The organism is Anabaena sp. CCY 9910, assembly GCF_963920875.1.
In the GTDB taxonomy this organism is placed as follows: domain Bacteria; phylum Cyanobacteriota; class Cyanobacteriia; order Cyanobacteriales; family Nostocaceae; genus Trichormus; species Trichormus variabilis.
This window is the reverse complement of sequence record NZ_CAWUDJ010000001.1, coordinates 428679-451997: the sequence shown is the minus strand read 5'-3', so window position 1 is coordinate 451997 and position 23319 is coordinate 428679. Positions and strand designations below refer to the sequence as shown.

The window sequence follows — 23319 nt, the reverse complement described above, 5'->3', positions numbered from 1 at the left end:
AGAAAAACTAGCTGTACCAAGAAATTATTCATACTGACGCACCCTACTAACTGAAGACATCGAATTTAGTTACTCTTCTTCATAAAGTCCAAATTCCTGGCGGAGTTCATCTATGGTTTGCGGATGATTCGTCTTAGCTTTTACTCGCTGTAAAGCATCTAGAAGTCGTGCTGCATTTTCAGGTGATTGAAATAAGTATGCTGTTTCTATAATGCTATTAAGTTCCGCAGTAGGAATTACAGACACACTTTCAGCACCTTCACGATTAACAATCACAGGTTCACGGCTATTAACTGCCTCTTCATAAATTTTGTCAAAATTATTACACGCCTCTGTATAGTTTGTTTGGCTAGGCATTTGTTATTCCTCAAGTTATCTATTAGTCTTTGGTGGAAGTTGACTATAGAGTTTTTGCATCCTAAATTTCTTTGGGCGGTGAATAGTTGATTCAAGGATGCTTACAGAATATTTTATCTAAATCTTGCCGCAAATCTTTTGCACGCGATTGTATGACCGACCTCCATCGGCGATCGCCTGAAATCTCTCTAATGACAACCCCCCATACAGTAATATGGTTGGCTTATGGAGGATAGGAACGAAAGAGGTAAGGCGATCGTATTTTCATGTTGTCAAAAGTAGTATGATGACATTTATATACCGGAGTCCACACAACAAGATTTGAGGTAGTAGAGTGTGATTATGCAGAATGTTTAATAAATTTATTAAATAAACCATTAAATAATTAAAAAATCAGAAGATGTAGGAACCCTGATCGCAGTTCTTATTTTTTCGCCCAAAAGCCTAATGCAGTAAGGTTTATGGGATTTTTTTGGGAGAGTTGCTATCGGCAGATTGCAACTGTGGTTATCAAAAATTAGATTAAAGGACTAATAGTAACTTCGCCATTTGTTAATTTCGCCCAAATAAAAATCTGTTTTCCGTTGTCACAAGAAACTTGATATTTAGGCGATTCAACAGTCCAAAACTCCCCCTGATTTACCCTGTCAATTTTTTCACATTTGAATCCATTCTTAGCAGCATATTGTTTTATATCTTTGGATATATTCTCTACCGATTCATCGGCTGGAAATGATTTTACATCAAGCTTTTGCTCATTATTATACTGGTTTACTGAAGTGCTGTTTGTGCAACTTAGAGATAGTAATAATGGGATCAATAGTAAAAACTTGAATTTCATTACGAAAAAGTCTACTGCTATAAAAATTGATTTTATCCGGTTTGTTGCACAAAATTTTTACTTTATAAAAATCTACAAATTCTTTTGCAATAGAAAAAATCAAGCCAATACCAAGCTTGATGATTGCTGATGTAATACAGAAATGCACGACTGGCGTGCTTAGTAGTCGCCACAAACACTAACTACTTACTTAGATTATGGCAATAACCTTGGATGGCTACATTATTTTTTATCGAGTTTTTGAAGATAGTGTTGTGGTTGTGCAAGTGTTAGCGGTTATCAGGAATAGAATCCATATTTGCAGATGTGGATGATGAGTAAATTTTTGAGTGGCTGGCAGAAAGTGACAAGTATTAGATTAGCGTGAGTTCGACGGAACCTAGCTCCAATCCCTTCCCTACAAGGGAAGGCTGCTCAAAATCTATAAACTGAGTACTAAATAATCAGGGTTCTAAGCCTCTCCCCGCGTCGGGGAGAGGTTTGGAGAGGGGTTCTTCGGAATTTATAACCCAAAGTTCGTACAAGAGGAAATAAACCAACAAGTTCTATGACTTATCAGCCTACGCTAGGCGATCGCAATTTTCCTACCCTTCTGGTAAACTTGCAAACACTTGTTCAACTAATTCCTTAGTCTTCACTTCCAAACGCTGCCAATCGACCTCACCTGTTTCATCAATTAAACTAGTATCAACATCAACCACCTCACTCCCAGAAGTGTAATTACGGAAACACACCTGATAACACAGTTCCCACAAATCGATACTGGCACTTTGGTCTTGACGTTGCAAACATAAATGATATCCTGGGTGGGGCATTGGCAGTTTAGCTAAAGTCTCTCTGATGGCATCGGCCTGTTCTAAGGTTGCAGATTCCATTTCTTGCAATAACTGTGTCACCAAAGTTTTAGTTTCATCAGTGGTGTTGGGGGGCCAAATCAACACATCTTGGTAAGTTCCTTTCCAAGCAGATTCATCTAGCTGCTTGCGGAGATTATCGACAACGCGGATAAAAGCAGGCTGCATGAGGAGTTCGGCCTGGTGCCAGGTATCTTGGTTTGTTATTCTGGGTGGCATTGGTAATTAACAAAGGCACTAAAAGAAAAATTTACAGTCTTGTTTATTAAAAAGATTGCTTATATAGTCCAAATCTTTTATCAAGATAGCGGATTTCATGTAAAAAAAATTGGAGATATTTATTACCATCGGCGAAATCTAGGTAATAACTCTGGGGAGAGAATATGATTGGCAAGCTACTAGATCATCGATACCAAGTAATTAGAGTCCTGGCAATAGGGGGATTTGGTCAAACTTACATTGCTCAGGATACCCGACGGCCAGGCAACCCCACCTGTGTTGTCAAGCACCTCAAGCCTGCCACATCTGACCCCAGAGTATTTGAAACAGCCAAGCGCCTCTTCAATAGCGAAGCCGAAACTTTAGAAAATCTGGGTCATCATGACCAAATCCCCAGGTTACTGGCTTATTTTGACGAAAATCAAGAATTTTATTTAGTCCAAGAGTTTATCGACGGACATACCCTGACCGAAGAACTTATCCCTGGCAATCGTTGGAGTGAAAGCCAAGTTACTCACCTGTTGCAAGAAATTTTGATTATCTTGGAATTTGTCCATCATCAAGGTGTAATTCACCGCGATATCAAGCCAGATAACATCATTCGCCGCACTGCTGATAATAAGTTAGTTTTAGTAGATTTTGGGGCTGTTAAACAATTGCGTACCCAACTGGTGACAGTTGGCGGACAATCATCGGCTACTGTGGCCATTGGTACTCCTGGCTATATGCCTACAGAACAAGGGCAAGGTAAACCCCGTCCCAACAGCGATATTTATGCCTTGGGAATTATCGCTATTCAAGCCTTGACTGGTATTTCACCTACAGAGTTACAAGAAGACCCCCAAACAGGAGAACTCATTTGGCGGCATTTGGTGAATGTGAGCGATCGCCTGGCAGTAGTCTTAAATAAAATGGTGCGCTATCACTTTAAAGACCGTTACCAAACTGCCACAGAAGCTTTACAAGCCTTACAAAATGCTCTTAATCCTATATCTGTAGCTGTATCCTCTACATCAGCAAAGTCTTTCAATAGCTCCTACTATCAACCAGCTAAACCATCATCCTCCGTCTCTCGTCAACAAACTGTAGCCGTTGCACCAACAAACCCAGTTGTTACTCAACCTGGACGTAAAGACTCTAGCAAATCCGACCCATTACCTCTATTAATTGGGATTGTATTGGCGGGTGGCGCTGCTGCGTTAGTAGCTAACTTTTATCCCAATGTGAAAAATTTTGCTGCTAATGTTTTGGGTAATAATGCTACATCAGGAAATAAATGCCTGGCTGTAGTAGCTGGCAATTCTAATATCCGTTCTGAACCTAGTTCCATTAATACTGATACGGTTTTGCAAACTATTGGTGTTAAGACTAACTTTGAAGTCACAGGTAAACGGACAAAAAGAGGTTGGGTAGAAATAAAATTTAACTCTAGTCGTTTGGCTTGGGCGCATTCGGATGTGATTATTAATAATCAACAGTGGGTTTCTTGCCTACGGGATAAAGGCATTGCGTTGAAAACGGTTGATGATAGTACTTTGATTGCTGCTAGACCAGTACCCAAACGCCAACCGAAATTAGACCCTTTTATTAATTCAGCACCACAACCAGAAGATTCCCCAGATTCTCAGCCAACGGAAGCAGCACAACCGAAGGAAGACACCACTAAAGTCGTGGAACAAGCCAGGAGGAAGTATGAATCAGGGGATTTAGTCGGGGCGATCGCCATGCTAAGATCAATCCCGGCAAATGCTTCTGCTGGTATTAAAGAAACCAGTGCCATGATCAATCAGTGGCAACAAGATTGGCAAAAAGCTGATGCCTTGTTTAATGACATCAACAAAGCCCTAGAAGATGGTCAATGGGATAAAGTTTTAGAATACAAAAATCAGCCAGAAAAGTTACCCAACATTAAATACTGGCGAGATAAACTAGAACCTATATTTAAACAAGCCACCGAAAATATAGCCAAACAAGCACTCCCCAAGACAGAAAATCAAGGGGAGCTAAATAATTCTATGGAAGAATCACCTAATAGTGACGAAGAATCTACCAATGAAACACCTAGTTCTGAAGAACTTCCTCAAGGTGGTTATTAATTAAGCAGTAGGGAGTAAGAGAGATATCAAGTATTATACCTCTTACCTCCTGCCCCCTGCCTTCTTACCTCATTTCGTCATACTCATGAGCTTCAACCCTTCTTGTTTCCATCCCTGCTGGGGGTAGGAATTCAGCCCTACGTACAGGAACCAATGGTGGTGTAGGGCCTTGGTATGGGTGAATAACTTGTACTGTACGGGTGGGGCGTGAACGTGGTGAGAATAAAGATAGTACACCAGCGACAACAATACCACCGCCAATTGTCAAAGTTGCTCCACCAACAGCCCAGACCATAGGTGAATTCCACCAAGAGCTTTGGGGTTGTAATGCAGCAGATGCTACCCTTTGAGTATTTTGTTGGGCTAACTGCATCTGCTGGCTATTGTTCCAGTTTTGGAATTGGAACTGGAGTTGTTGGTTTTGCGCTCTTAGTTGTTCGTTGTCACTCTTTAAGCGTTCAAAATCCATTTTTAAGCGTTCTAATTCCACAGTTTGCACAGGATTTGGTGCAGCTGGTTGTGGGTTAGAATATGGTGCTTGCCCATAAGGTGGGTATTGGGGCGGCATCACCTGGGGCGCTACTAAGTTAGCTGGCATTTGTGAAGCCACACCAAAGTTAGGCTGTAGGGAATTACCTGTACCTCTGAGCATCAAGAGAGCCGCCAGTCCAGCCACGGCGACACCGCCGATAAATGCCATACTTTCACTCATCGCCTTCACCCCTCATCTGCGATGTAAATTCCATAACGTTTGACTGACCTACTCTCACACTCATAATCTTTTAGCCTACTTAATTCACATAATACCCAAAATATTAAGCTGTTGTTTCAGCTAGTTTTTTTACAGATGAATATTCTGATGATAATATTCAAGACCATAAATGTTAAATTGTCCACAAAATAGGTGTAAAAAAACTACACCGTTATACTTTTGTAATCTAATTTATCGTAATCATCAAGATGTTTTGATGGCTGCCTTCAGACTTTGACAAAATTCCGCGATCGCACTGAGTCCTTCTGCTGGTGTTCCTGTGGCTAGGCGCTGGACAAAAGCGCTACCCACAATAGCCGCATCTGCTCCCCAATCTCTCACCTGAGTTGCTTGCGCGGGTTGAGATATGCCAAAACCAACACCGAGGGGTTTATCGGTTACTTGCCGAACTTTTTGTAATAAATCAAGCACACGCCCTTCTACTTGCGATCGCATCCCGGTGACACCTGTGACACTAACCAAATAGATAAATCCTTGTGATGAACGAGCGATCGCTGCTATTCTCTCAGATGAACTTGTAGGGGCAATCAACAGAATTAAATCAATCCCCCGTTCAGTAGCGGGTTTAAGCAGTCCTGCGGCTTCTTCTAAGGGTAAATCAGGCACTACCAAGCCGGCGACACCAGCAGCAGCAACTTGCTCAAGGAAATTGTCAATCCCTCGGTGCAAAATAGAATTGTAATAAGTAAATAAAACAATCGGTGCTTGCAAACTGGGTGTGGTGGCTTTTAACATTTCCAGCACACCTTCCAGTTTTGTACCATTTTGTAAAGCACGAGTAGCGGCTGCTTGAATTACTGGCCCATCTGCCAAAGGATCGGAGTAAGGAATGCCTAATTCAATTATGTCAGCACCATTACTATCTAAAATCTTTAAGGCGGCAGCCGTAGTTTCTAAATCAGGATCACCAGCAGTAATAAACGGAATCAGCGCACACTCTTGATTCTGTTTGAGGGTTTCAAAGCGATCGGAAATGGCTGTCATTAGTCAGTGATCAGTAGTCAGTGGTCAGTAGTCAATAGTAACAAACAACTGACCACCGTAAGACTTACACTCCAATACGAATAGGACTTACCCACCCAGGTTGTCTGTTAAGACTGGGTGTAAGGGGGTAAGGGTATAGGGGTGTAAGGGTTTTAAACATTTACGCCCCTATATCCTTCTTCCCTACACCCTTGTCCAAACCCTTGATTTTTTGCTTTCATACGTAAGTCCTATACGAATTACATTGGCGTTGACCTAGCCGCAGGCCATCACGAATTAATTTGAGTTTGTTTCTCTTGTTCAATCTCAGCTTGAATCTTGGCCAATTCTTCAGGAGTTAACTCGTCTAGCCGTTTTTGGAAGAAAGCTTGTTCATAATCTTCCCGTTGTTGATGGTAGGTCAAATTTTTTCCCACCGCACGCAAGACATAGGTGGCTAACCAGCCAATCAAACCAATGACTAGTAAAACTTGGCTCCAAATACCAGCTTGTTGACCATCTAAACCGAATAGCTGGAATCCCAGATATGCCAAACCACCGACAATGAAAATGCCAATGCCAATTCCAATAGCGTCAATACGTCGCATGAGATTTATGACCTACCAATCTTGATTAAACTTCGATTTTGCGTGGACGGGGGCGCAGGTTTACGAATGGGGATAAAACCAATAGCCCCGGAAAGAACAAGAACACCAGAAAATACATAAAGGTGCGCTCAACAGAGCTAACCACATACCAGCGCTGCTTTAAGTAAAACATTAAAGCAACAGGGACAACTAATAAGTAAGCTCCGGCTAAAGCCAGATATAGCAGGGGTACAATCATAAATCCTTGTCTTTGAGTGGATCAGATCAATTGGTGCATCTATTTTCCATCATAGGCTGAACTGAAAGCCTGGACACACCATAACTATTGGGCTTTTAAATGAGTCCAGCAAAAATTCCTGATTCTTGCTGATCAAAATTATAAGATAATGCTACAATGGCAAAGCCAGTAAAGAAGTAGTATCCTTGTCAGGCAAAGATTGAAGATGCTAAGTCTAGTTAATTGCGAGGAAGCATAAGCAACTCTCAGCTAGCAACAGCAGATTTCTCAAGGGAGATAAAAATTTTTCAATCTAGTTGGACAAAATACGCATTTAATGGTGGAATATATGAGGGGGTATTTGCTGCCTCCAAAATATAGCAAGCTCCCAACACAACGGGGGGGTGTGGCGGAATGGTAGACGCTACGGACTTAAATAATTGAGCCTTAAAGAAGAAATTCTTTAAGTGGACGCTCTCAAACTCAGGGAAACCTAAATCTAGTTATAGACAAGGCAATCCTGAGCCAAGCCGAAGTAGTAATTAGTAAGTTAACAGTAGATAACTTACAGCTAATCGGAAGGTGCAGAGACTCGACGGGAGCTACCCTAACGTCAAGACGAGGGTAAAGAGAGAGTCCAATTCTCAAAGCCAATAGGCAGTAGCGAAAGCTGCGGGAGAATGAAAATCCGTTGACCTTAAACGGTCGTGTGGGTTCAAGTCCCTCCACCCCCATAAAAGTAAGTTCTTGTAACTTTACCCATAACTTTGCCACTGAGGCAATCTTATGGGTTTTGAAAAATTTTTTTGAGTTTGCATAGTGCCAAAGTTAACAATCATTGATTGCCATTTGGGTAGTAGGTAATACTTTGATACTATTCCCCATTTTCTGGTTCGAGGGTTAAACCGCGATAGACTTTTTCAATGGGGAAATTGAGGTTAATGCTTTTAAGTTCGATAGTATCGCCTGGTTTATAGTTGATAATCAACCAATCGCCTGCATCGTTTTTGTGATACAGGTCGATTTCGATGCTAGTAGAACTGACTAGTAGGTAATCGATCAAAGCTGGGTTTTGGCGGTACATTCGGAATTTGCCGCCTCTGTCGTAGGCTTCGGTAGTTTTTGAGAGGACTTCGACGATTAAGCAAGGGTAGGTAATATATTGAGTTGTGGTTTGATCGCGAACGTCGCAGGTAACGCTGGCATCTGGGTAGGTATAGTTATTACTGCCAAAGATATTGACTTTGATCTCAGAATTTCCAGTGATGCAACCTGTATTTTGTAAGTGGTTGTCGAACATGGCGGTGAAGCGGATGGCGATACGCCCGTGATTGACGCTACCGCCAGTCATGGCGTAAACTTCGCCGTTGATATACTCGTGTTTTTCTAGCTGCTGTTCTTCCCAAATAAAGTATTCTTGTGGGGTTAGCTGGGGGGGCTTTGTCTTTGGCTGCGATCATTTTTTTGGTGAGAATTATGTTAGGTAAAGTTGTTGTCTGACGAGATACCCGGATTCGGTGATATACTCCCACACTTACAGTTTGCACCAAGTGTGGGAGTATATCACCTTGTCAACAAGCGCCGCCGTAGTAAATCTAGCGCTGTAGACGCACTTAAATGACGAATAAAAGAGCGATCGCGCATTGTGCCAAAGTTATATTTAAAGCTTGTCACTTCTTCCCCTGGCCCAGCTAAGCCGATATAAACCAAACCAACAGGCTTAGTCGCTGTCCCTCCGTTTGGGCCAGCAATCCCCGTAATACTCAATCCCCAAGTTGTTGATAAACGGGTTTTTACACCTATAGCCATTTGTTCGGCTACAGTATCGCTGACTGCGCCTAATTTTTCTAAATCTTCTGGGTTCACTCCTAACAACCCAGCCTTCACAGAGTTGTCGTAAGAAATTACCCCACCCCAAAAGTAATCAGAACTACCGGAAATCTCCGTCAACATTTGCCCCAACAAACCACCAGTACAGGATTCTGCTACCGATAAGGTTTCCCCTGAACTCCGCAATAACTCACCGACAACGGAAGCTAAACTATCATGATTGACACCATAAAAATCTAAGCCAGCAATGTCTTTAATTTGCTTCTCCACTGGTGCAATCAAAGCCTCTGCGGCTACTTCTGAAGGGGCTTTTGCCGAAACACGTAGCCTGACTTCTCCCTTCCCGGCGTAGGGCGCTACTGTAGGGTTAGGTAAGTTTAAATAAGCTGTCACCTTTTCCGCTAATGCAGATTCCCCAATTCCCCAAAACTTGAGACTGCGACTATAAATAATCTCTTGACCCCAGCCTTGATTTTTGAGAAATGGTACTGCTGTTTCTTGCCACATCCGGTGCATTTCACTAGGCACACCAGGAAAGGTAAAAATTGTCACATCAGGGCGTGGTTCCCAGATGATACCGGGGGCTGTGCCGGTGGGATTAGGTAAGATGTTTGCACCTTGAGGAATTAAAGCTTGTTTGCGGTTGCTTGGTGTCATCACTCGACCGCGTTGAGCAAATTTCTGCGTAATATCTTCGATAATTTCGGGACTTTCTACCAAAGGCGAACCGAAAAAATCAGCGATGGTTTCACAAGTCAGGTCATCTGGTGTAGGGCCTAGACCACCTGTAAAAATCAGAATATTAGCCCTGGAAATAGCAATTTCTATAACTTGCTTAATTCGGACTGAATTATCCCCAACTACCGTTTGATGGTAATGGGGGATACCTAACTGGGCTAGTTGCTGTGCTAAATATTGAGCATTTCCGTTGAGGATGTCACCTAAAAGCAGTTCAGTACCAACACAAATAATTTCTGCACTCATGTAATTTAAGGAAAAAGGCAAAAGATGCTAATACTACTTTATTGCTTTTACCTTTTCACTTTTGCTGAGAAACCCTCCAAGCTCGCCAAATAACGTAACTTAACAGGGATGTCGAACCACCAGCGTAAGCAATACTGCTAGGTACACCAGCCACAACTAACGCTAAACTCCCCACCCACAGAGTTAAGGAATAAATAAACAAAACCGTCCAGCGATGAGATAAACCAGCTTGTAGTAATCGGTGGTGGAGGTGGCGTTTATCTGCAACCCAAGGCAATTTCCCTCGGCGGATGCGAGACAGAATCACAGCTGACATATCCACAATGGGAACTGCCAGAATTAAATAAGGCAAAATAACAGCTGTAAAAGCTGGAATTTTTACCAAACCAATCACACCCACAGCCGCCAAGGTGAAGCCCATAAAATAGGAACCACCATCACCCATAAAAATTTGTGCGGGGTTGAAATTGTAACGGAGAAATCCCAAGGCTGCGCCAGCTAAGGCGGCGGCAATTAAAGCTGCTGCTGGTTGGTGCATAAACAAAGACACAAGCAACATCACCACAGCCGCAATTCCCGATACTCCAGCTGCTAAGCCATCTAGACCATCAATCCAGTTGATGGCATTTACCATGCCTACCAACCAGATAACGGTGATGGGCAAACTGAGGAAATTCAGGTCAACAATTCCCATTGTGGGGATGCTGATGAAATCTATGCTGACACCGGCTTTCCATGCACCAGCCGCAACAATCATTTGTATTAACAAGCGCCCCAAGGGAGATAGGGTTAATAAATCATCGGCTAGACCGATGAGAAAAAAGCCCAAACCACCTAAGATAACACCCCAAATTTGCCATTCTTTTTCTGGCGAGAGATTGTTAAACCCACCTAGCCACCAAACGACCATTAAGGAAATTATTGTACCTGCGAAGATAGAAACTCCTCCCAGACGCACCATCGGATGGTCATGGATTTTGCGATCGCCAGGGCGGTCAACACGTCCACTTTTTATACCAATTTTTCTGACATCGGGCGTAGTCCAGAGAACGACTACTGCCGCTACTAAAAAGGCAATCAGATGATAAATCTGAGCAGGCATCTGTATTTTTAATGAGTAGTTTATGAAACAAAAATGTGATGAGGGAGGTTTCCTACTTATTTTTACTATATTTCAGACCCTGATCAGTCAGGAATTTGGGAATGGGGACTAATTGGGCAGAGGGGCAGGGTGCAGGGGGAAAAGGGGAAATCTTTCTCTAAATTTTTCCCCTTGCTCCCCTGCTTCTTCATCCCTACGCTAAGACTGGTACAGGAATTTCCAAGTGTGGATATAAGGGGAAGCGATCGCACAATGCGGCTACCCGGCGTTTACAATCTTGAGCGACTGTTTCTGAGTCTGGGTTGAGTAGGCGATCGGCGATAATATTACCAATTTCGGTAAATTCTGCCTCTCCCATTCCCCGTGTAGTCATAGCTGGGGAACCCAAGCGCAAACCACTGGTAACAAAAGGTGATTGAGGATCGAAGGGAACGGTATTTTTATTAGCGGTGATATTTACTTCACTCACTAGCTGGTCTGCTCGTTTACCTGTCATGTTCACAGACCGTAAATCTACGAGCATTAGGTGATTATCTGTACCATCAGATACAAGTTTCAATCCGCGATTCTGGAGTTGATTTGCCAAAGCACGGGCATTCTCAATTACTTGGGCGGAATAGCCTTGAAATTCTGGCTTTAAGGCTTCACCAAAAGCAACTGCTTTCCCAGCAATTACGTGTTCTAAAGGTCCCCCTTGGCTTCCAGGAAAAACGGATTTATCCAATTTTTTACCAAGTTCTGCGTCACCGGTCAAAATTAAACCACCTCTGGGACCACGGAGGGTTTTATGGGTGGTGGTTGTGACGACGTGACAGTAAGGTATGGGGTCGGGATGCAGTCCACTTGCGACTAAACCGGCAATGTGGGCAATATCCGCCAGCAAATACGCGCCCACTTCATCGGCGATGCTGCGGAACTTTTCAAAGTCAATAATCCGGGGATAAGCAGAATAACCACAAATCAAGAGCTTAGGACGCTCCCTCAGCGCCAGCTCACGAATTTGGTCATAGTCTAGTTGTTCTGTTTGTTGACTGACACCGTAGTGGCAAACTTGGAACCACTTACCGGAAACGTTTACCGGGGAACCGTGGGTAAGGTGTCCACCATGAGACAAATCCATCCCCATGATTTTGTCTCCTGGTTCGAGTAAAGTCAGGAAAACAGCAAAATTGGCTTGTGCGCCGGAATGGGGTTGGACGTTGGCATGAGCCGCACCAAATAGCTGTTTAGCGCGGTCAATGGCTATTTGCTCGATTTTATCGATAAACTCACAACCACCGTAGTAACGCTTACCTGGCAGCCCCTCAGCGTATTTATTTGTCAATACTGAACCCTGAGCCGCCAAGACAGCAGCCGAGGTAAAGTTTTCACTGGCGATTAACTCCAAGTGGTCGCGTTGACGTTGGAGTTCTTGATTAATCAATCCGGCGATCGCTGGATCAGAATTAGTGAGAAAATCTGAATTTGTTCTAGTCACTTTAACTATACCTAATGGAAATTTGCACAACAGTTGATTTTGTTTGAGCGCAGCACATAACTTAGAGCCACCAATCAAGATTTCTATCTATTTTGGCTACTGTACATATTCGATGAACGCATCTGTACCATTGACTTTTATTTATGCTGATTTATTTATTATTAGCTCCCAGATTGGTTAATGGGATAACCATCATTTGCCTCTTTCCGGAAATATGAATTATAAATACTCTCCATCATTCAATACATCAGTGGGACAAATACTACTAGCTTGATTCAGCTTCTTCGTCAAAAGGAATAATAATTTATATATGAGTGTTCACCCAAAGAGTTAATCTCTGAGATATACAACATACAATAAATTCAGACTCACTTGGCAGTTTTTTATGAATAAAATTTTCCCCAACAATGGTGCTGAACTAAGAGTCCGCCAAGTTACCGACTGCAAAAAAAAAGTATGGATCGGATACATTTATTCACTAATCACTACTCAACCCTAACTTTGAGCCATTTGAGGAGTTACAGGAGGAGATGAGATGCTCGTCATTTTAATGGAAGATCAAATCCTTGCCCCTGAGAGAGTTTGTCCATCTTGTTTACTCGCTAACGGCAGTGGTCAACCCCGATGGCGCGGTGGTAAGCTCACCTGTGGTCAAGCTATTAGTCAACTAGCCCAAGAGCAACCAGAGCAGTACGAATGTCTCATGGGTTTTCGTGTTGCCCATATAGAATAATCATAATTGCTAGTAATGCTGAGTAACTGCGTTATCCTAAGCTCAAGTAGCTCATAAAATTTAGCCACAGGAGAACGCACAATGACATGGCGCGGGTCTACAACGATTAAAGATAGAATTTTTGCTTGTTTACCTTATCTGCTTCCTCTAATTGAAGTATTTGTCTTTGGTGAGTTTTTGTTGAGACAGTTTCCTGTTTTGCAACTGCTGTTTCTGCCCCTCATTCCACTATTGAGAATTTATTACGGCGTTCGCTATGCCGGAATCATCATTTTCTTTGCTTTATGGTTATTGGTAGTGAGGAACGAAAAAATCAATCATTTTATTCGTTTCAACACCATGCAGGCCATATTGTTAGACATCATTATATTTTTGTTTAGCATCCTCACAGATGTAGTTGGATTAATTCCTACTGGTGGCTTTGCCATACAAACCTTATACACAACTATTTTCATCGGCATCATTGCTGCTGTGGTCTATTGTGTGGCTAACTCTTTGTTGGGACGTTACGCAGAAATTCCCGCCATTTCTGATGCTGTTTATATGCAGGTACGCTAGGGTTAATGGGCTGCTACGGTGTTTTCTAGGCGACCGATGCCTTCAATTTCTACACGGATGCGATCGCCTTGTTGTAAAGCTCCTACACCCTCTGGCGTACCCGTTAAAATCACATCTCCGGGAAGCAATGTCATCACCTGACTGATATATGACACCAAAAAATCAGGGGCAAATACCATTTGATCAATTCCCGCCGATTGTACGGGATTAGCATCATCATTGAGAAAGGTTTGTAATCTTGCCCCTGGACTCAATTCGCGGACAATCCAAGGCCCCAATGGACAGAAAGTATCAAAACCTTTGGCTCTTGTCCATTGCCCATCTTTTCGCTGTAAATCCCGTGCTGTCACATCATTGGCAATGGTATAACCCCAAATTTTAGTTTGGGCTTCCTCTGGTGTACAGTTACAAGTGCGATCGCCAATGATCAAGGCTAATTCTCCTTCATAATCCACTCGTTGCGACTGGAGAGGATATTTAATCTCTGTCTCCGAGGCAATAATCGTTGTTGGTGGTTTCAGGAAAATTAGTGGTTCACTTGGAACTGACGTTCCCATTTCGGCTGCATGATCTGCATAATTTTTGCCCACTGCGACAATTTTAGAAGGAGCGCAGGGAGCCAAAATTTGATAATGATCTGGTTCTAAAATTAGGTCTGTGGGTTGTCCATGCAGCCACGGTGGAGCATCTAGAACCTGCACATTGAAAGACAGTTGTAGTAACCCATAGTAAATTTTACCTTCCCGATTTTGAACTCGCACGTAGCGCTGCGCCATAACTTTGATGAATATCCTTGATATTTCGGCGGATTGAGCTGATGATTCAAATTGAAAACTGGTAAGATTATAGTTCCTTGTTGCTCAGATGTTGATTGATGCAAGTAGTTATTATCAAACTATTGTATAAATTAATGCGAGCAGCCAGCTTGTCCAAAAGGAGACTTAGTAACAATGTCCACAGTTTACGAAACCTTATACATCCTACGTCCTGACCTGACAGATGAACAGGTGGAACTAGCGATCGCCAAATATCAAAACCTGCTGCAAGAACAAGGTGCAACTGATCTCGAAGTGCAAAATCGGGGTAAGCGCCGTCTAGCCTATGAAATCAAAAAGCAGCGTGATGGTTTCTACGTGCAGTTTAACTACAATGCACCAGGAAAAGCGATCGCTATTTTAGAACGTGCCATGCGGTTGAGCGAAGAAGTAATTCGCTACTTAACAGTTAAGCAAGAAGTAACAAAAGAAAAAGAAGACAAAGTTGCTGCCACCGCTTAATATAGTCTCTAACTAATCTATACTGGGTGTTGGGTTGTCATAACTCAATACTCAGTAAGAGTCTGTGGAGCAGGGAGCGAAGAAAAAAATTACACCAATCTTTAGTCCCCAATCCCCAGTCCCTGATTCCTTTTACAAAAAATTTTACCATTTGGCTTTTTTTTGATTTAGTTGGGAATGCTAGATTAACAAGTACTTGTCAAAAGCAGTACTATTGCAGTTAGACATAAGGTTCGACATTCGTCAATGGGAACTGTAAGCCACCGTGATCCAAACTGACACACCCAACATCCAATCTCTATCGACAGAAGTATCCCAGCTGCGTCAAGAACTGCAGCTTCGAGATCAACTAGTACAACAGCTATCTCAAGAACTATTTAGGCTAGTCAAGGGCAATACTAATTTTATGCCCCAACGCTTAGAGTCTGAGTATGATTTAAGCCAGTTACAATCACTGCGAGAGCAATTACAAGCTGTTGAACAACAAGTAACATTTTATCAAGAGCAGATCACATCTCGTGACACGGAAATTTACCAACTGCGTCAGTCTGTACAAGAACTCACAGACCGTAGTCGGATGTTGGAGCAAGTAGTGCAGGAACTACCGCAAATTTACCGTCGTAAGTTTGAAGAACGTATGGCTCCCGTCAGAGAAAAAGTCGCAGTTCTACAAAGAGAAAACCGTCAGTTGCAAGCAGAACTCCAAAGTGTGAGTTATCGTCTAGCACTCAAAACCCGTACCTCTAGCCACAGTGGTATTGATTTACCTAATTTCCCACGTCCAACATCGGGACAAGCTAATATTCCTAGCGTACAGAACGCGTGATTTTGTAGTGATTTAACTTAGTTCAATACTAAAGAGTAGATTTTGCTCCTCTATCTTTTTCTAAATACTTCTCATTAAAGGTCTATCAAGTAGACTGACATTTTGTGGGGGGAAAACTTTTTTCCGCGCTAAATTTAAATATATATCAGATAATTTTTTAATATTTTCGGAACTATCATAGACAGTTAAAACTTTCTTGATATGTAAGGTTTATCATAAAAATGACAGTCATATACGCGGTGCAGTATGGGTAGCAAAGAAGCTTAATACTAACTTTGACTGTTTCCCACTGCATCCGCCTTGACAAGCTACTCCAAATAAATAACTGATGAGAGATTAGAAGACCAGAAGTTATAAGTTAGAAATTGTCACTTGACATTAAAAACAAGCTTTTTCCAGTTTGATTCGGTGCGGCTTTGCTGATGGCAAAGTATGTACTGGTACTTCTGTGATGGGAAGATGTGAGATTACGTTTACTCGTAGGTTTTGCTCTCCGGCGATAGGTGCGATTACAGGCAATGGCGGATAAATATGGCTAATAGCTGGATGTTACCACTTAATATTGACATTGCCATACATCTATCGTATTTTTATAGATTAGCTTACTAAAGCAAAACTACTATTGTTGACGAGTGTTAAGACTTCCTCGTAGCTATCAAAAATTTCAAATACAGAGTCTAGCTGAGTCAGTTCTAAAATCAATCGGACTGGAGTTTGTACGTTGCATAGCATCAAGCGACAACCAAGTTGGCGTGCTGAAGTAAGTCCTTTTACTAGTGAAACTAATCCGGAGCTATCCATAAAATCTACCTCCGCTAAATCAAGTACCCAAAGTTGATGCGGTTGAGACCCTGCCTGAGTCATCTGTTCAGTTAAAGCCAAGCCACCTTGCAAATCTATACTGCCTTGGGGCTTAAACAAAACTACTTGTGGTTCTTGAGTGAGTGTCATAAATTTAACTAAGTAAATTGCAAGCTCAACAAAAGCAAGAAACGACATTCATACTGGTTAAGTCTTATCTGCAAATTTATGCTCTACTCGCATAAGCAAAATATAGCAGTCACGCAGTTGACCAGTTATCCGTCAGTATTCATGCCGTATAATTTGTGTTAACTTTTCTCAATATAGGCACAAACGCCTAAGGATTTCGGTATCAATCGTATCTTTTACACAATTTTTATATTTTTCCGTGGTTTTTATAAATTTTTCATAATTAAAAAGTTGATTTATCGCTGTAATTGTGCATTTGTGCTAATAACTGCTGACTATTTGATTGTCAATACTGAATAAGTAATAAATATAATAGATTTGATCTGATCTTATCTCCAAAAGCAGCTTGATTGACACCCCAGCCATAAACGAGCCAAGATAAACTATATGGTAAAAAATTGTAAAGACGGCGGTGCGGGATGTCTCTTGAGCTGATTTCACTAGAAAACATTCAGGAGTTTGCCCATCAGTACGGTTACTGGGCTATTTTCTTAGGAATTTTACTAGAAAATTTGGGTCTTCCCATCCCCGGTGAAACCGTAACTCTAGTGGGTGGCTTTTTGGCTGGCAGTGATGAATTGAGTTACTGGCTGGTTCTCGGTGTCGCCGTTGCTGGAGCCGTAATTGGCGCTAATTGCGGCTACTGGATTGGTAAACTAGGCGGCTGGCCTTTCTTGCTGCAAATAGGGAAAATTTTTCGGATATCTGAAGAAAAACTCTTAAATATCAAAGAACAATTTAGTCAAAATGCTGCTAAAGCTGTATTTTTTGGCCGCTTTTTTGCGTTATTAAGAATTTTTGCGGCACCATTGGCTGGTATAGCTGAAATGCCTTTTGGAAGATTCTTTGCTTACAACGTAGCCGGAGCAACTGCTTGGGCTAGCCTGATGGTGACATTAGCCTTTTTTGCAGGTAAGGTTATATCCCTTGAACAGTTGGTAGCTTGGGTCAGTCAATTTGCAATTTTAGCTGTAGCTATACTTGCGGCATTGATTCTTGTACCTATATGGTTGGAATCGCGCCAGGTTAAACGCGCGGCTGGGGAATAGGGAGTGGGTATTTGTGATTGGGGAATGGGATTCAGAGATGTGAATCTTACTCCCTATCCCTACTCCCTCATCCCTCGTTTTTAACCTCTATCCTGCTGCGCCCAGATACGAGTTGGTAATCCCCAAACGTAAATGAAGCCTTCGGCGGCTTTGTGGTCAAATTGGTCTTCAGCGCCGTAAGTTGCTAAGTCGGGGGTGTAGAGTGAACTATCGCTCCAGCGTCCGACTATGGTGGCGTTACCTTTGAATAGTTTCACTCTGACAGTTCCTGATACCCGTTCTTGGGTCTTTTGAATAAAGGCATCTAAGGCGGCTTTCAGGGGACTGTACCACAAGCCGTTGTAAACTATTTGGCTGTAGGTCTCTTCAATACCACGTTTGTAGTGGCTAACATCGGCGGTTAATGTCAGGCTTTCTAGGTCTCTGTGGGCTTGAATTAGCACCAACATTGCCGGAGATTCGTAAATCTCTCGTGATTTGATTCCCACTAATCGGTTTTCAATCATGTCGATGCGTCCGACACCGTGACTTCCTACCACCTGATTGAGTTCTTGGATGAGTGCTACAGGGTCTTTAGGTGTACCGTTGAGTGTAGTCGGCAGACCCTGAGTAAAACCTATTTCCAGGTATTCTGGCTCGTTGGGGGTGTCGGCGATCGCCTTTGTCATCTCATAAATTTCTTCTGGTGGCTCAAATTTGGGATCTTCCAGCGCACCAGCTTCAATACTGCGACCAAGTAAATTCTTATCAATGCTGTAAGGTGAAGACTTTTTCACAGGTGAGGGAATGCCAAACTTTTCACCGTAGGCGATGGTTGCTTCCCGACTCATACCCCATTCCCGCGCCGGAGCGAGGATCTTCAATTGAGGATTGAGAGCAGTACAGGACACATCAAACCGCACCTGATCATTACCTTTACCTGTACAACCATGTGCGATCGCATCAGCACCGTATTTCGCCGCAGCTTCGACCAATATCTTAGCAATCAACGGACGGGCTAAGGCAGTTCCTAGCGGATAGCGATTTTCATAGAGGGCGTTCGCCTGTATCGCGGGAAAAGCATAATCTTTAATAAAACTTTCTTTGACATCCGCTACGAGGGATTCACTTGCACCCGATTTTAGTGCTTTTTCTCGGATTGGTTCTAATTCATCTCCCTGGCCTAAATCTGCTGCTAGGGTAATTACCTCTTCTACTCCCCACTCTTGTTTTAGGTAGGGAATGCAAACGGAGGTATCTACTCCACCAGAATATGCCAGAACAACCTTTTTGGCGCGACCCATTGCTTTCTCCAGTTAGGAAAACAAATAATGAGTCATTATTATATCTAACTACACCGTGTATATTTTCTTTGTGCAACAACTGATAGGGTAATTAACCAGGGTGATCAATCATCATTCGCTGACATAACAAGCTTTGTGCAAATATTCAGCTAGTGAGTTATGGTCATGCTGCTTAACCATTTATTCTATTGTTTTTAACCTCTTGTCGTTGGTTCAAAGCTTATTTATGTGAGTGAAATCGCCACAATATTCACTTTTTAGCTTTGGAGTTGTTTCTGATGAAGTTAAGCAAAAATTTTGGCATTGCTACTTTTGCGATCGCTATTTCTTTAGCTGCTATTGAAGCTAAACCAACACAAGCTGCCATAGTTAATTATAATTTTGCTGTGAATGCTACTGCTGGGGATAATCCAGGGGTATACGTTGGGTCTTTTAGTTTTGATGACTCGAACTTAAATGGTATTGGCGAAGAGAGTCTGGATGTTAGCAATGGACTATTATCTGTGGTGTTTGATTACTTGGGTACTCAATACACAGAACTGGATGATTTTGATTATCCAACCGGAGTAGCACCTTTAGTTAGCTTTCAAGATGGCAAACTTTTAGGACTTAGCTATTTAGTTGAAGACCAGTTTTTTATCGGTGGTGATTTAGATAATCCATATACAGGGGGCAATCAGTTTTACAGTATTGTGAGCGCTGATTTATTATCTGCTAATGAAGTGGGTACAGTCAGCTATTCTAAAGTACCAGAACCCTTAACTATTTTTGGGACAGCGATCGCCACTTTTGTCGGTTTGTGGTCAAACCGCCAGAAAAAAACTACCCATATTTAAAAGCTATGCAGTATTTCCTGTGTACAGCTTGTTATTTTCTGGATAATATAGTACAATTGTACTGACAAGAAAATCCTGATTGAATCACTCCCCGCTTCAACAGTGGGGTTTTTATTTTGAGTGAAGGGATAAGAGTTAAGAAACAGGGGAAAGAATATCTTACCCGTAACTCAGTACTCAGGACTTTATCATATTACCGTAATTTCACGGTTATGCTATTTGTATTTAACCCTGGGTTTGATATTCCTTAACCTCTTGTGATCATTTGAAGGCTTATTAAGTGTAATTGCGTAACTATTCTTCACTTTTTAGGCTTGGAGTATTTTTTCATGAGATTAGCTAAAGGTTTAGGTATTGCAACTATTGCGGCGATTTCTGTTGTTGCTGTTGAGTTTAAACCAACACAAGCTGCTATTGTTAATTACCGTTTTACGGTAGATGCTACATCTGGCGACAATCGTGGTCAGTACTTCGGTTCTTTTAGATATGATGACTCATTCTTAACTGGTTTAGGACTTGAGACATTAGGAGTTGAAAATGGACTAAGAGTTACATTCAACTACTTGGGTAATACTTATACAGAGGCAGACGATATTGATTTTGATCTTTTCCCCATCGTTACCTTTGAAAATGGTCAGCTTCAGGGACTTAGCTATTTTGTTGCAGACCAGTTTATCATCGGTAGTGATGTAAATACTCCAGAGATTGGCGGAAACAGATTCTATACGATTAATGGATCAGTGTTTACCACAGAAGTAGGTACTGTCAGCTACAGTCAAGTACCAGAACCTTTGGCTGTTAGTGGAACGGCGATCGCCGCTACTATAGGGCTATTCATGAAGCGCAAGAAAAAAGCCACAGTAGCAAGCTAGAAACCATTTTTCTGAATATTGCTAGCAGGGCAGGTGTGTACCTGTCTTTTTTTATAATATAAAAATGTAGAGGCGCTGTAATACAGCGTCTCTACATAGTTAATTAATCAGGAAAATGTAAATTACAGACCGCCAATCACCCCACCATCATTACGGGTAATCACTACAGTTGATGAACGTGGGCGACCAGAAGGCCCATAACCTTGGCTATAAGGCCAGTTACTTGTCTGGGTGGGATTTGAAGGAGGCGCACCTTCACCTGGGTGCTGGATATTGATGAACATTGCTTTGCCATCAGGTGTGCTAGTAATACCAGTCACTTCGCAGTCCGTTGGGCTGGTTAAGAAACGCCTAACTTGTTTAGTATTGGGATCTGCACAGGACATAGTGTTTCCACCAATTTTTTCCCAATCACCGCGACCGTCACCAGCTTGGTCGGTCTGAATCCACAAGCGACCGAAGTCGTCGAACCAAAGACCATCGGGTGCGCCGAGGTCGTCGCCTTTAATGTTGCCTTGTAGATTTGCTTCAGGTCTAGTTTTGTCACCAGCTTCAATAAAAATATCCCATTTGAAGGTGGTAGCTGTGACCCTTTGTCCATCTTCACGCCAGCGAATAATATGGCCATAACGGTTGTCAGGACGGGGGTTAGCGGCATCAACGGGAGGACGTGCGCTAGCTGCCGTTGTTGTACCGTTGGGATTGTTGGAAGAAGGTGGAGTCGCGCCACGACGGTTATTGTTGGTCAATGTGCAGTAGACCTCAATTTCCTTATATCCACCAATGCGAGGGCGTACAGCAGTCCATTCTGGTCTATCCATCATGGTTGCGCCGACTCGATCTGCTGCCTGACGTGTCTTGACCAATACTTCAGCCTGACTTCTAAAACCATTCTCTGGTGTCAGACCATTTTGACCGTAGACCAAAGGTATCCACTGACCAGTACCGTTGTCATTAAACTTGGCAACGTACAGAATACCATTGTCGAGTAAATCGCGGTTAGCAGCGCGATTTCCAGGGTTATAAGACTGGGTGCAAACGAACTTATAGATATACTCGTTACGTTCATCATCACCCATATAGAAAGCAGCACGGTTATTGTCATCAATAACTACTTGAGCGCTTTCATGTTTGAATCGGCCAAGGGCCGTACGCTTGACTGGTGTGCTTTGAGGGTCGTAAGGATCAATTTCTACCACCCAGCCAAATAAGTGGGGTTCTAATGGGTTGGTTTGGGCATTGAAGCGAGGATCAACATCAGGCCAGCGATAGCTAGACTGGCTAGGGATGCCGTAACGTCTCTGTCCGACTAAGATATCAGACTTATCTATCCCAGGAATTGACTCCACGTCAGATGTAGAGTTGGCAGCCAAGGTAGGGTTAGCAAAGTAACCATTCCAATTTTCCTCACAGGTTAGATAAGTACCCCAAGGTGTGTAGCCATTAGCGCAGTTGTTGAGTGTACCGTATGCGGTGTAACCGTCGTTTGTGCCAATCTCAACCGAGCCATTTGGGGTGATGTTAAACTTCTTCGACTGTAACAACGCATCACCAGCAGCAGGCCCGGAAACCCGCATCTGAGTGTTAGCAGTAACACGGCGACCATAAGGCGAATTGCGATTGTAAGTCCAGTCATTACCATTCTTGGTTATTTCCACAACAGAAACACCATGAGCAGCCTGAGACTTACGCACCTTCTGAATTGTCACTGGAGTCAGACCTTCGGAACCATGCAGAATTTCTTCATGGGTATATTCGTGGTTGACGCACAACAAGCCAGTGTTGATTGGCTGATTTAAAAAGCTTCTTAATGATCTTGCTTGTGAACTGACTGTCCGACCAACAGGGTTTCCATAGGATATTGGGAAGTAGTGCATACCATCAGCGTGCATACCAAACTGCTTTTCTTGAGCAGCCGCATCCTGGGAAGCATCTGCTAGCCAAGTTGGGCCTCCAGGCGCAATTGGATCACCCCAAGCAACCAATACTTTGGCTGTGTAACCTTCGGGAACACTGACAAGATCCTTTTCTAGTTTTCCTGTAGCAGGATTGAGTAGATTCGGGGGAATGCTTTTGAACCCAATACCTGCAAATCCAGTTCCCTTGGGAATTGGAGCGGCTTGAACACTTTGGAGAAAACCACCAATAGAAACTTCACCTACAACAGTTAATACTGACGCACTAGCAGCTGTGAAGATGAACTTACGGCGACTCATGCTCATACGGTCAATTACATCACGAATTGACTCGTTACTAGATGGGTTGATAGTTTGATTATTTTTAGGGTGAAAGCGTCCTTTCATTCTGAGTACTCCACTTAAAGTTCACAAATGTTGCTATTTATTTCATTGCTTGATAGCAAGAATGGTTGAGTAAATAAAAACTCTACAGATTTACATAGAACACTCAGAAACAGCTTGATTAATCGTGTATTTTTAACGGCAAAAGTCCGTAGTGAATACAGGAGATGCAAGCGTAGATTCCTGTAGTTACGACATTTTCCAAGCTTTTAGTGAATTTAAGTAACCAGTGTTAACGTCAGGTTATATATTGATTAATGGGAATTTATTAATAG

At 42.5% G+C, this 23319-nt stretch carries 22 protein-coding genes and 1 pseudogene; 8 read left to right on the top strand and 15 right to left on the bottom strand.

Features of this window, described 5'->3' with window-relative positions; translation table 11 throughout:
* Nucleotides 1-69: 69 nt before the first annotated feature.
* From ACM5QX_RS01990 to ACM5QX_RS01980, 3 genes are all read right to left on the bottom strand, one after another.
* On the bottom strand, nucleotides 70-357 hold the full coding sequence (locus ACM5QX_RS01990) for a type II toxin-antitoxin system Phd/YefM family antitoxin (protein WP_011318878.1): 288 nt from the start codon (nucleotides 355-357) through the stop codon (nucleotides 70-72).
* 517 nt (nucleotides 358-874) lie between these two features.
* Nucleotides 875-1198 (bottom strand): hypothetical protein, encoded by a 324-nt coding sequence (locus ACM5QX_RS01985; RefSeq protein ID WP_414752145.1) that lies wholly within the window; start codon nucleotides 1196-1198, stop codon nucleotides 875-877.
* A gap of 584 nt (nucleotides 1199-1782) precedes the next feature.
* A complete protein-coding gene (locus ACM5QX_RS01980; RefSeq protein ID WP_414752144.1) occupies nucleotides 1783-2271 on the bottom strand; it encodes a hypothetical protein in 489 nt (162 codons plus the stop codon).
* A 164-nt stretch (nucleotides 2272-2435) separates the two neighbouring features.
* Here ACM5QX_RS01980 and ACM5QX_RS01975 point away from each other — a divergent pair, with 164 nt between their 5' ends.
* Nucleotides 2436-4367, top strand: a complete 1932-nt coding sequence (locus ACM5QX_RS01975) for a protein kinase domain-containing protein (protein ID WP_414752143.1) — start codon at nucleotides 2436-2438, stop codon at nucleotides 4365-4367.
* 64 nt (nucleotides 4368-4431) lie between these two features.
* Here ACM5QX_RS01975 and ACM5QX_RS01970 read toward each other — a convergent pair whose 3' ends face one another.
* The 8 genes and pseudogenes from ACM5QX_RS01970 to glyA form a co-directional block, all read right to left on the bottom strand.
* Nucleotides 4432-5079, bottom strand: a complete 648-nt coding sequence (locus tag ACM5QX_RS01970) for a heterocyst differentiation related protein (RefSeq protein ID WP_414752142.1) — start codon at nucleotides 5077-5079, stop codon at nucleotides 4432-4434.
* 243 nt (nucleotides 5080-5322) lie between these two features.
* Nucleotides 5323-6123, bottom strand: coding sequence for a tryptophan synthase subunit alpha (gene trpA / locus ACM5QX_RS01965; protein ID WP_414752141.1), 801 nt, complete (start codon nucleotides 6121-6123; stop codon nucleotides 5323-5325).
* A gap of 269 nt (nucleotides 6124-6392) precedes the next feature.
* Nucleotides 6393-6710 carry a DUF3007 family protein gene (locus ACM5QX_RS01960; protein WP_414752140.1) on the bottom strand — a complete coding sequence of 106 codons (318 nt, stop codon included), beginning with the start codon at nucleotides 6708-6710 and terminating at the stop codon, nucleotides 6393-6395.
* 25 nt (nucleotides 6711-6735) lie between these two features.
* Entirely contained in the window at nucleotides 6736-6948 is a 213-nt protein-coding gene (gene ndhL, locus ACM5QX_RS01955) for an NAD(P)H-quinone oxidoreductase subunit L (RefSeq protein WP_011318871.1), read from the bottom strand.
* Between the two features lie 853 nt (nucleotides 6949-7801).
* Nucleotides 7802-8387, bottom strand: a pseudogene (locus ACM5QX_RS01950) (Uma2 family endonuclease).
* 103 nt (nucleotides 8388-8490) lie between these two features.
* Nucleotides 8491-9741: a competence/damage-inducible protein A gene (locus ACM5QX_RS01945; protein ID WP_414752139.1), complete on the bottom strand. Its 1251-nt coding sequence runs from the start codon at nucleotides 9739-9741 to the stop codon at nucleotides 8491-8493.
* 55 nt (nucleotides 9742-9796) lie between these two features.
* Nucleotides 9797-10843: a glycosyltransferase family 4 protein gene (locus ACM5QX_RS01940; RefSeq protein WP_414752138.1), complete on the bottom strand. Its 1047-nt coding sequence runs from the start codon at nucleotides 10841-10843 to the stop codon at nucleotides 9797-9799.
* 193 nt (nucleotides 10844-11036) lie between these two features.
* Nucleotides 11037-12320 (bottom strand): serine hydroxymethyltransferase, encoded by a 1284-nt coding sequence (gene glyA / locus ACM5QX_RS01935; RefSeq protein WP_414752137.1) that lies wholly within the window; start codon nucleotides 12318-12320, stop codon nucleotides 11037-11039.
* Between the two features lie 535 nt (nucleotides 12321-12855).
* Between glyA and ACM5QX_RS01930 the strand changes: the two genes are divergently transcribed.
* A complete protein-coding gene (locus ACM5QX_RS01930; protein WP_010998935.1) occupies nucleotides 12856-13053 on the top strand; it encodes a hypothetical protein in 198 nt (65 codons plus the stop codon).
* Between the two features lie 81 nt (nucleotides 13054-13134).
* Entirely contained in the window at nucleotides 13135-13611 is a 477-nt protein-coding gene (locus tag ACM5QX_RS01925) for a Tic20 family protein (protein ID WP_011318866.1), read from the top strand.
* Nucleotides 13612-13613: 2 nt separating this feature from the next.
* Here ACM5QX_RS01925 and ACM5QX_RS01920 read toward each other — a convergent pair whose 3' ends face one another.
* Nucleotides 13614-14387 carry a fumarylacetoacetate hydrolase family protein gene (locus ACM5QX_RS01920; RefSeq protein ID WP_011318865.1) on the bottom strand — a complete coding sequence of 258 codons (774 nt, stop codon included), beginning with the start codon at nucleotides 14385-14387 and terminating at the stop codon, nucleotides 13614-13616.
* Between the two features lie 174 nt (nucleotides 14388-14561).
* Here ACM5QX_RS01920 and rpsF point away from each other — a divergent pair, with 174 nt between their 5' ends.
* Entirely contained in the window at nucleotides 14562-14888 is a 327-nt protein-coding gene (gene rpsF / locus ACM5QX_RS01915; protein WP_414752136.1) for a 30S ribosomal protein S6, read from the top strand.
* Nucleotides 14889-15153: 265 nt separating this feature from the next.
* A complete protein-coding gene (locus tag ACM5QX_RS01910) occupies nucleotides 15154-15714 on the top strand; it encodes an Npun_F5560 family protein (RefSeq protein WP_414752135.1) in 561 nt (186 codons plus the stop codon).
* Between the two features lie 597 nt (nucleotides 15715-16311).
* On the opposite strand, the gene ACM5QX_RS01905 is transcribed toward ACM5QX_RS01910, so the two are convergent.
* On the bottom strand, nucleotides 16312-16665 hold the full coding sequence (locus tag ACM5QX_RS01905) for an STAS domain-containing protein (protein WP_414752134.1): 354 nt from the start codon (nucleotides 16663-16665) through the stop codon (nucleotides 16312-16314).
* 458 nt (nucleotides 16666-17123) lie between these two features.
* Here ACM5QX_RS01905 and ACM5QX_RS01900 point away from each other — a divergent pair, with 458 nt between their 5' ends.
* Nucleotides 17124-17753, top strand: coding sequence for a DedA family protein (locus tag ACM5QX_RS01900; RefSeq protein ID WP_011318861.1), 630 nt, complete (start codon nucleotides 17124-17126; stop codon nucleotides 17751-17753).
* Between the two features lie 80 nt (nucleotides 17754-17833).
* Here the strand turns inward: ACM5QX_RS01900 and ACM5QX_RS01895 are convergent, their stop codons facing one another.
* Nucleotides 17834-19036, bottom strand: a complete 1203-nt coding sequence (locus ACM5QX_RS01895; RefSeq protein WP_414752133.1) for an argininosuccinate synthase — start codon at nucleotides 19034-19036, stop codon at nucleotides 17834-17836.
* A 278-nt stretch (nucleotides 19037-19314) separates the two neighbouring features.
* On the opposite strand from ACM5QX_RS01895, the gene ACM5QX_RS01890 reads away from it, so the two are divergent.
* Nucleotides 19315-19872, top strand: coding sequence for a PEP-CTERM sorting domain-containing protein (locus tag ACM5QX_RS01890; protein WP_414752132.1), 558 nt, complete (start codon nucleotides 19315-19317; stop codon nucleotides 19870-19872).
* Between the two features lie 329 nt (nucleotides 19873-20201).
* Nucleotides 20202-20744: a PEP-CTERM sorting domain-containing protein gene (locus tag ACM5QX_RS01885; protein ID WP_414752131.1), complete on the top strand. Its 543-nt coding sequence runs from the start codon at nucleotides 20202-20204 to the stop codon at nucleotides 20742-20744.
* Between the two features lie 122 nt (nucleotides 20745-20866).
* Here the strand turns inward: ACM5QX_RS01885 and ACM5QX_RS01880 are convergent, their stop codons facing one another.
* Nucleotides 20867-23047, bottom strand: a complete 2181-nt coding sequence (locus ACM5QX_RS01880; RefSeq protein WP_414752130.1) for a PhoX family protein — start codon at nucleotides 23045-23047, stop codon at nucleotides 20867-20869.
* Nucleotides 23048-23319 lie beyond the last annotated feature (272 nt).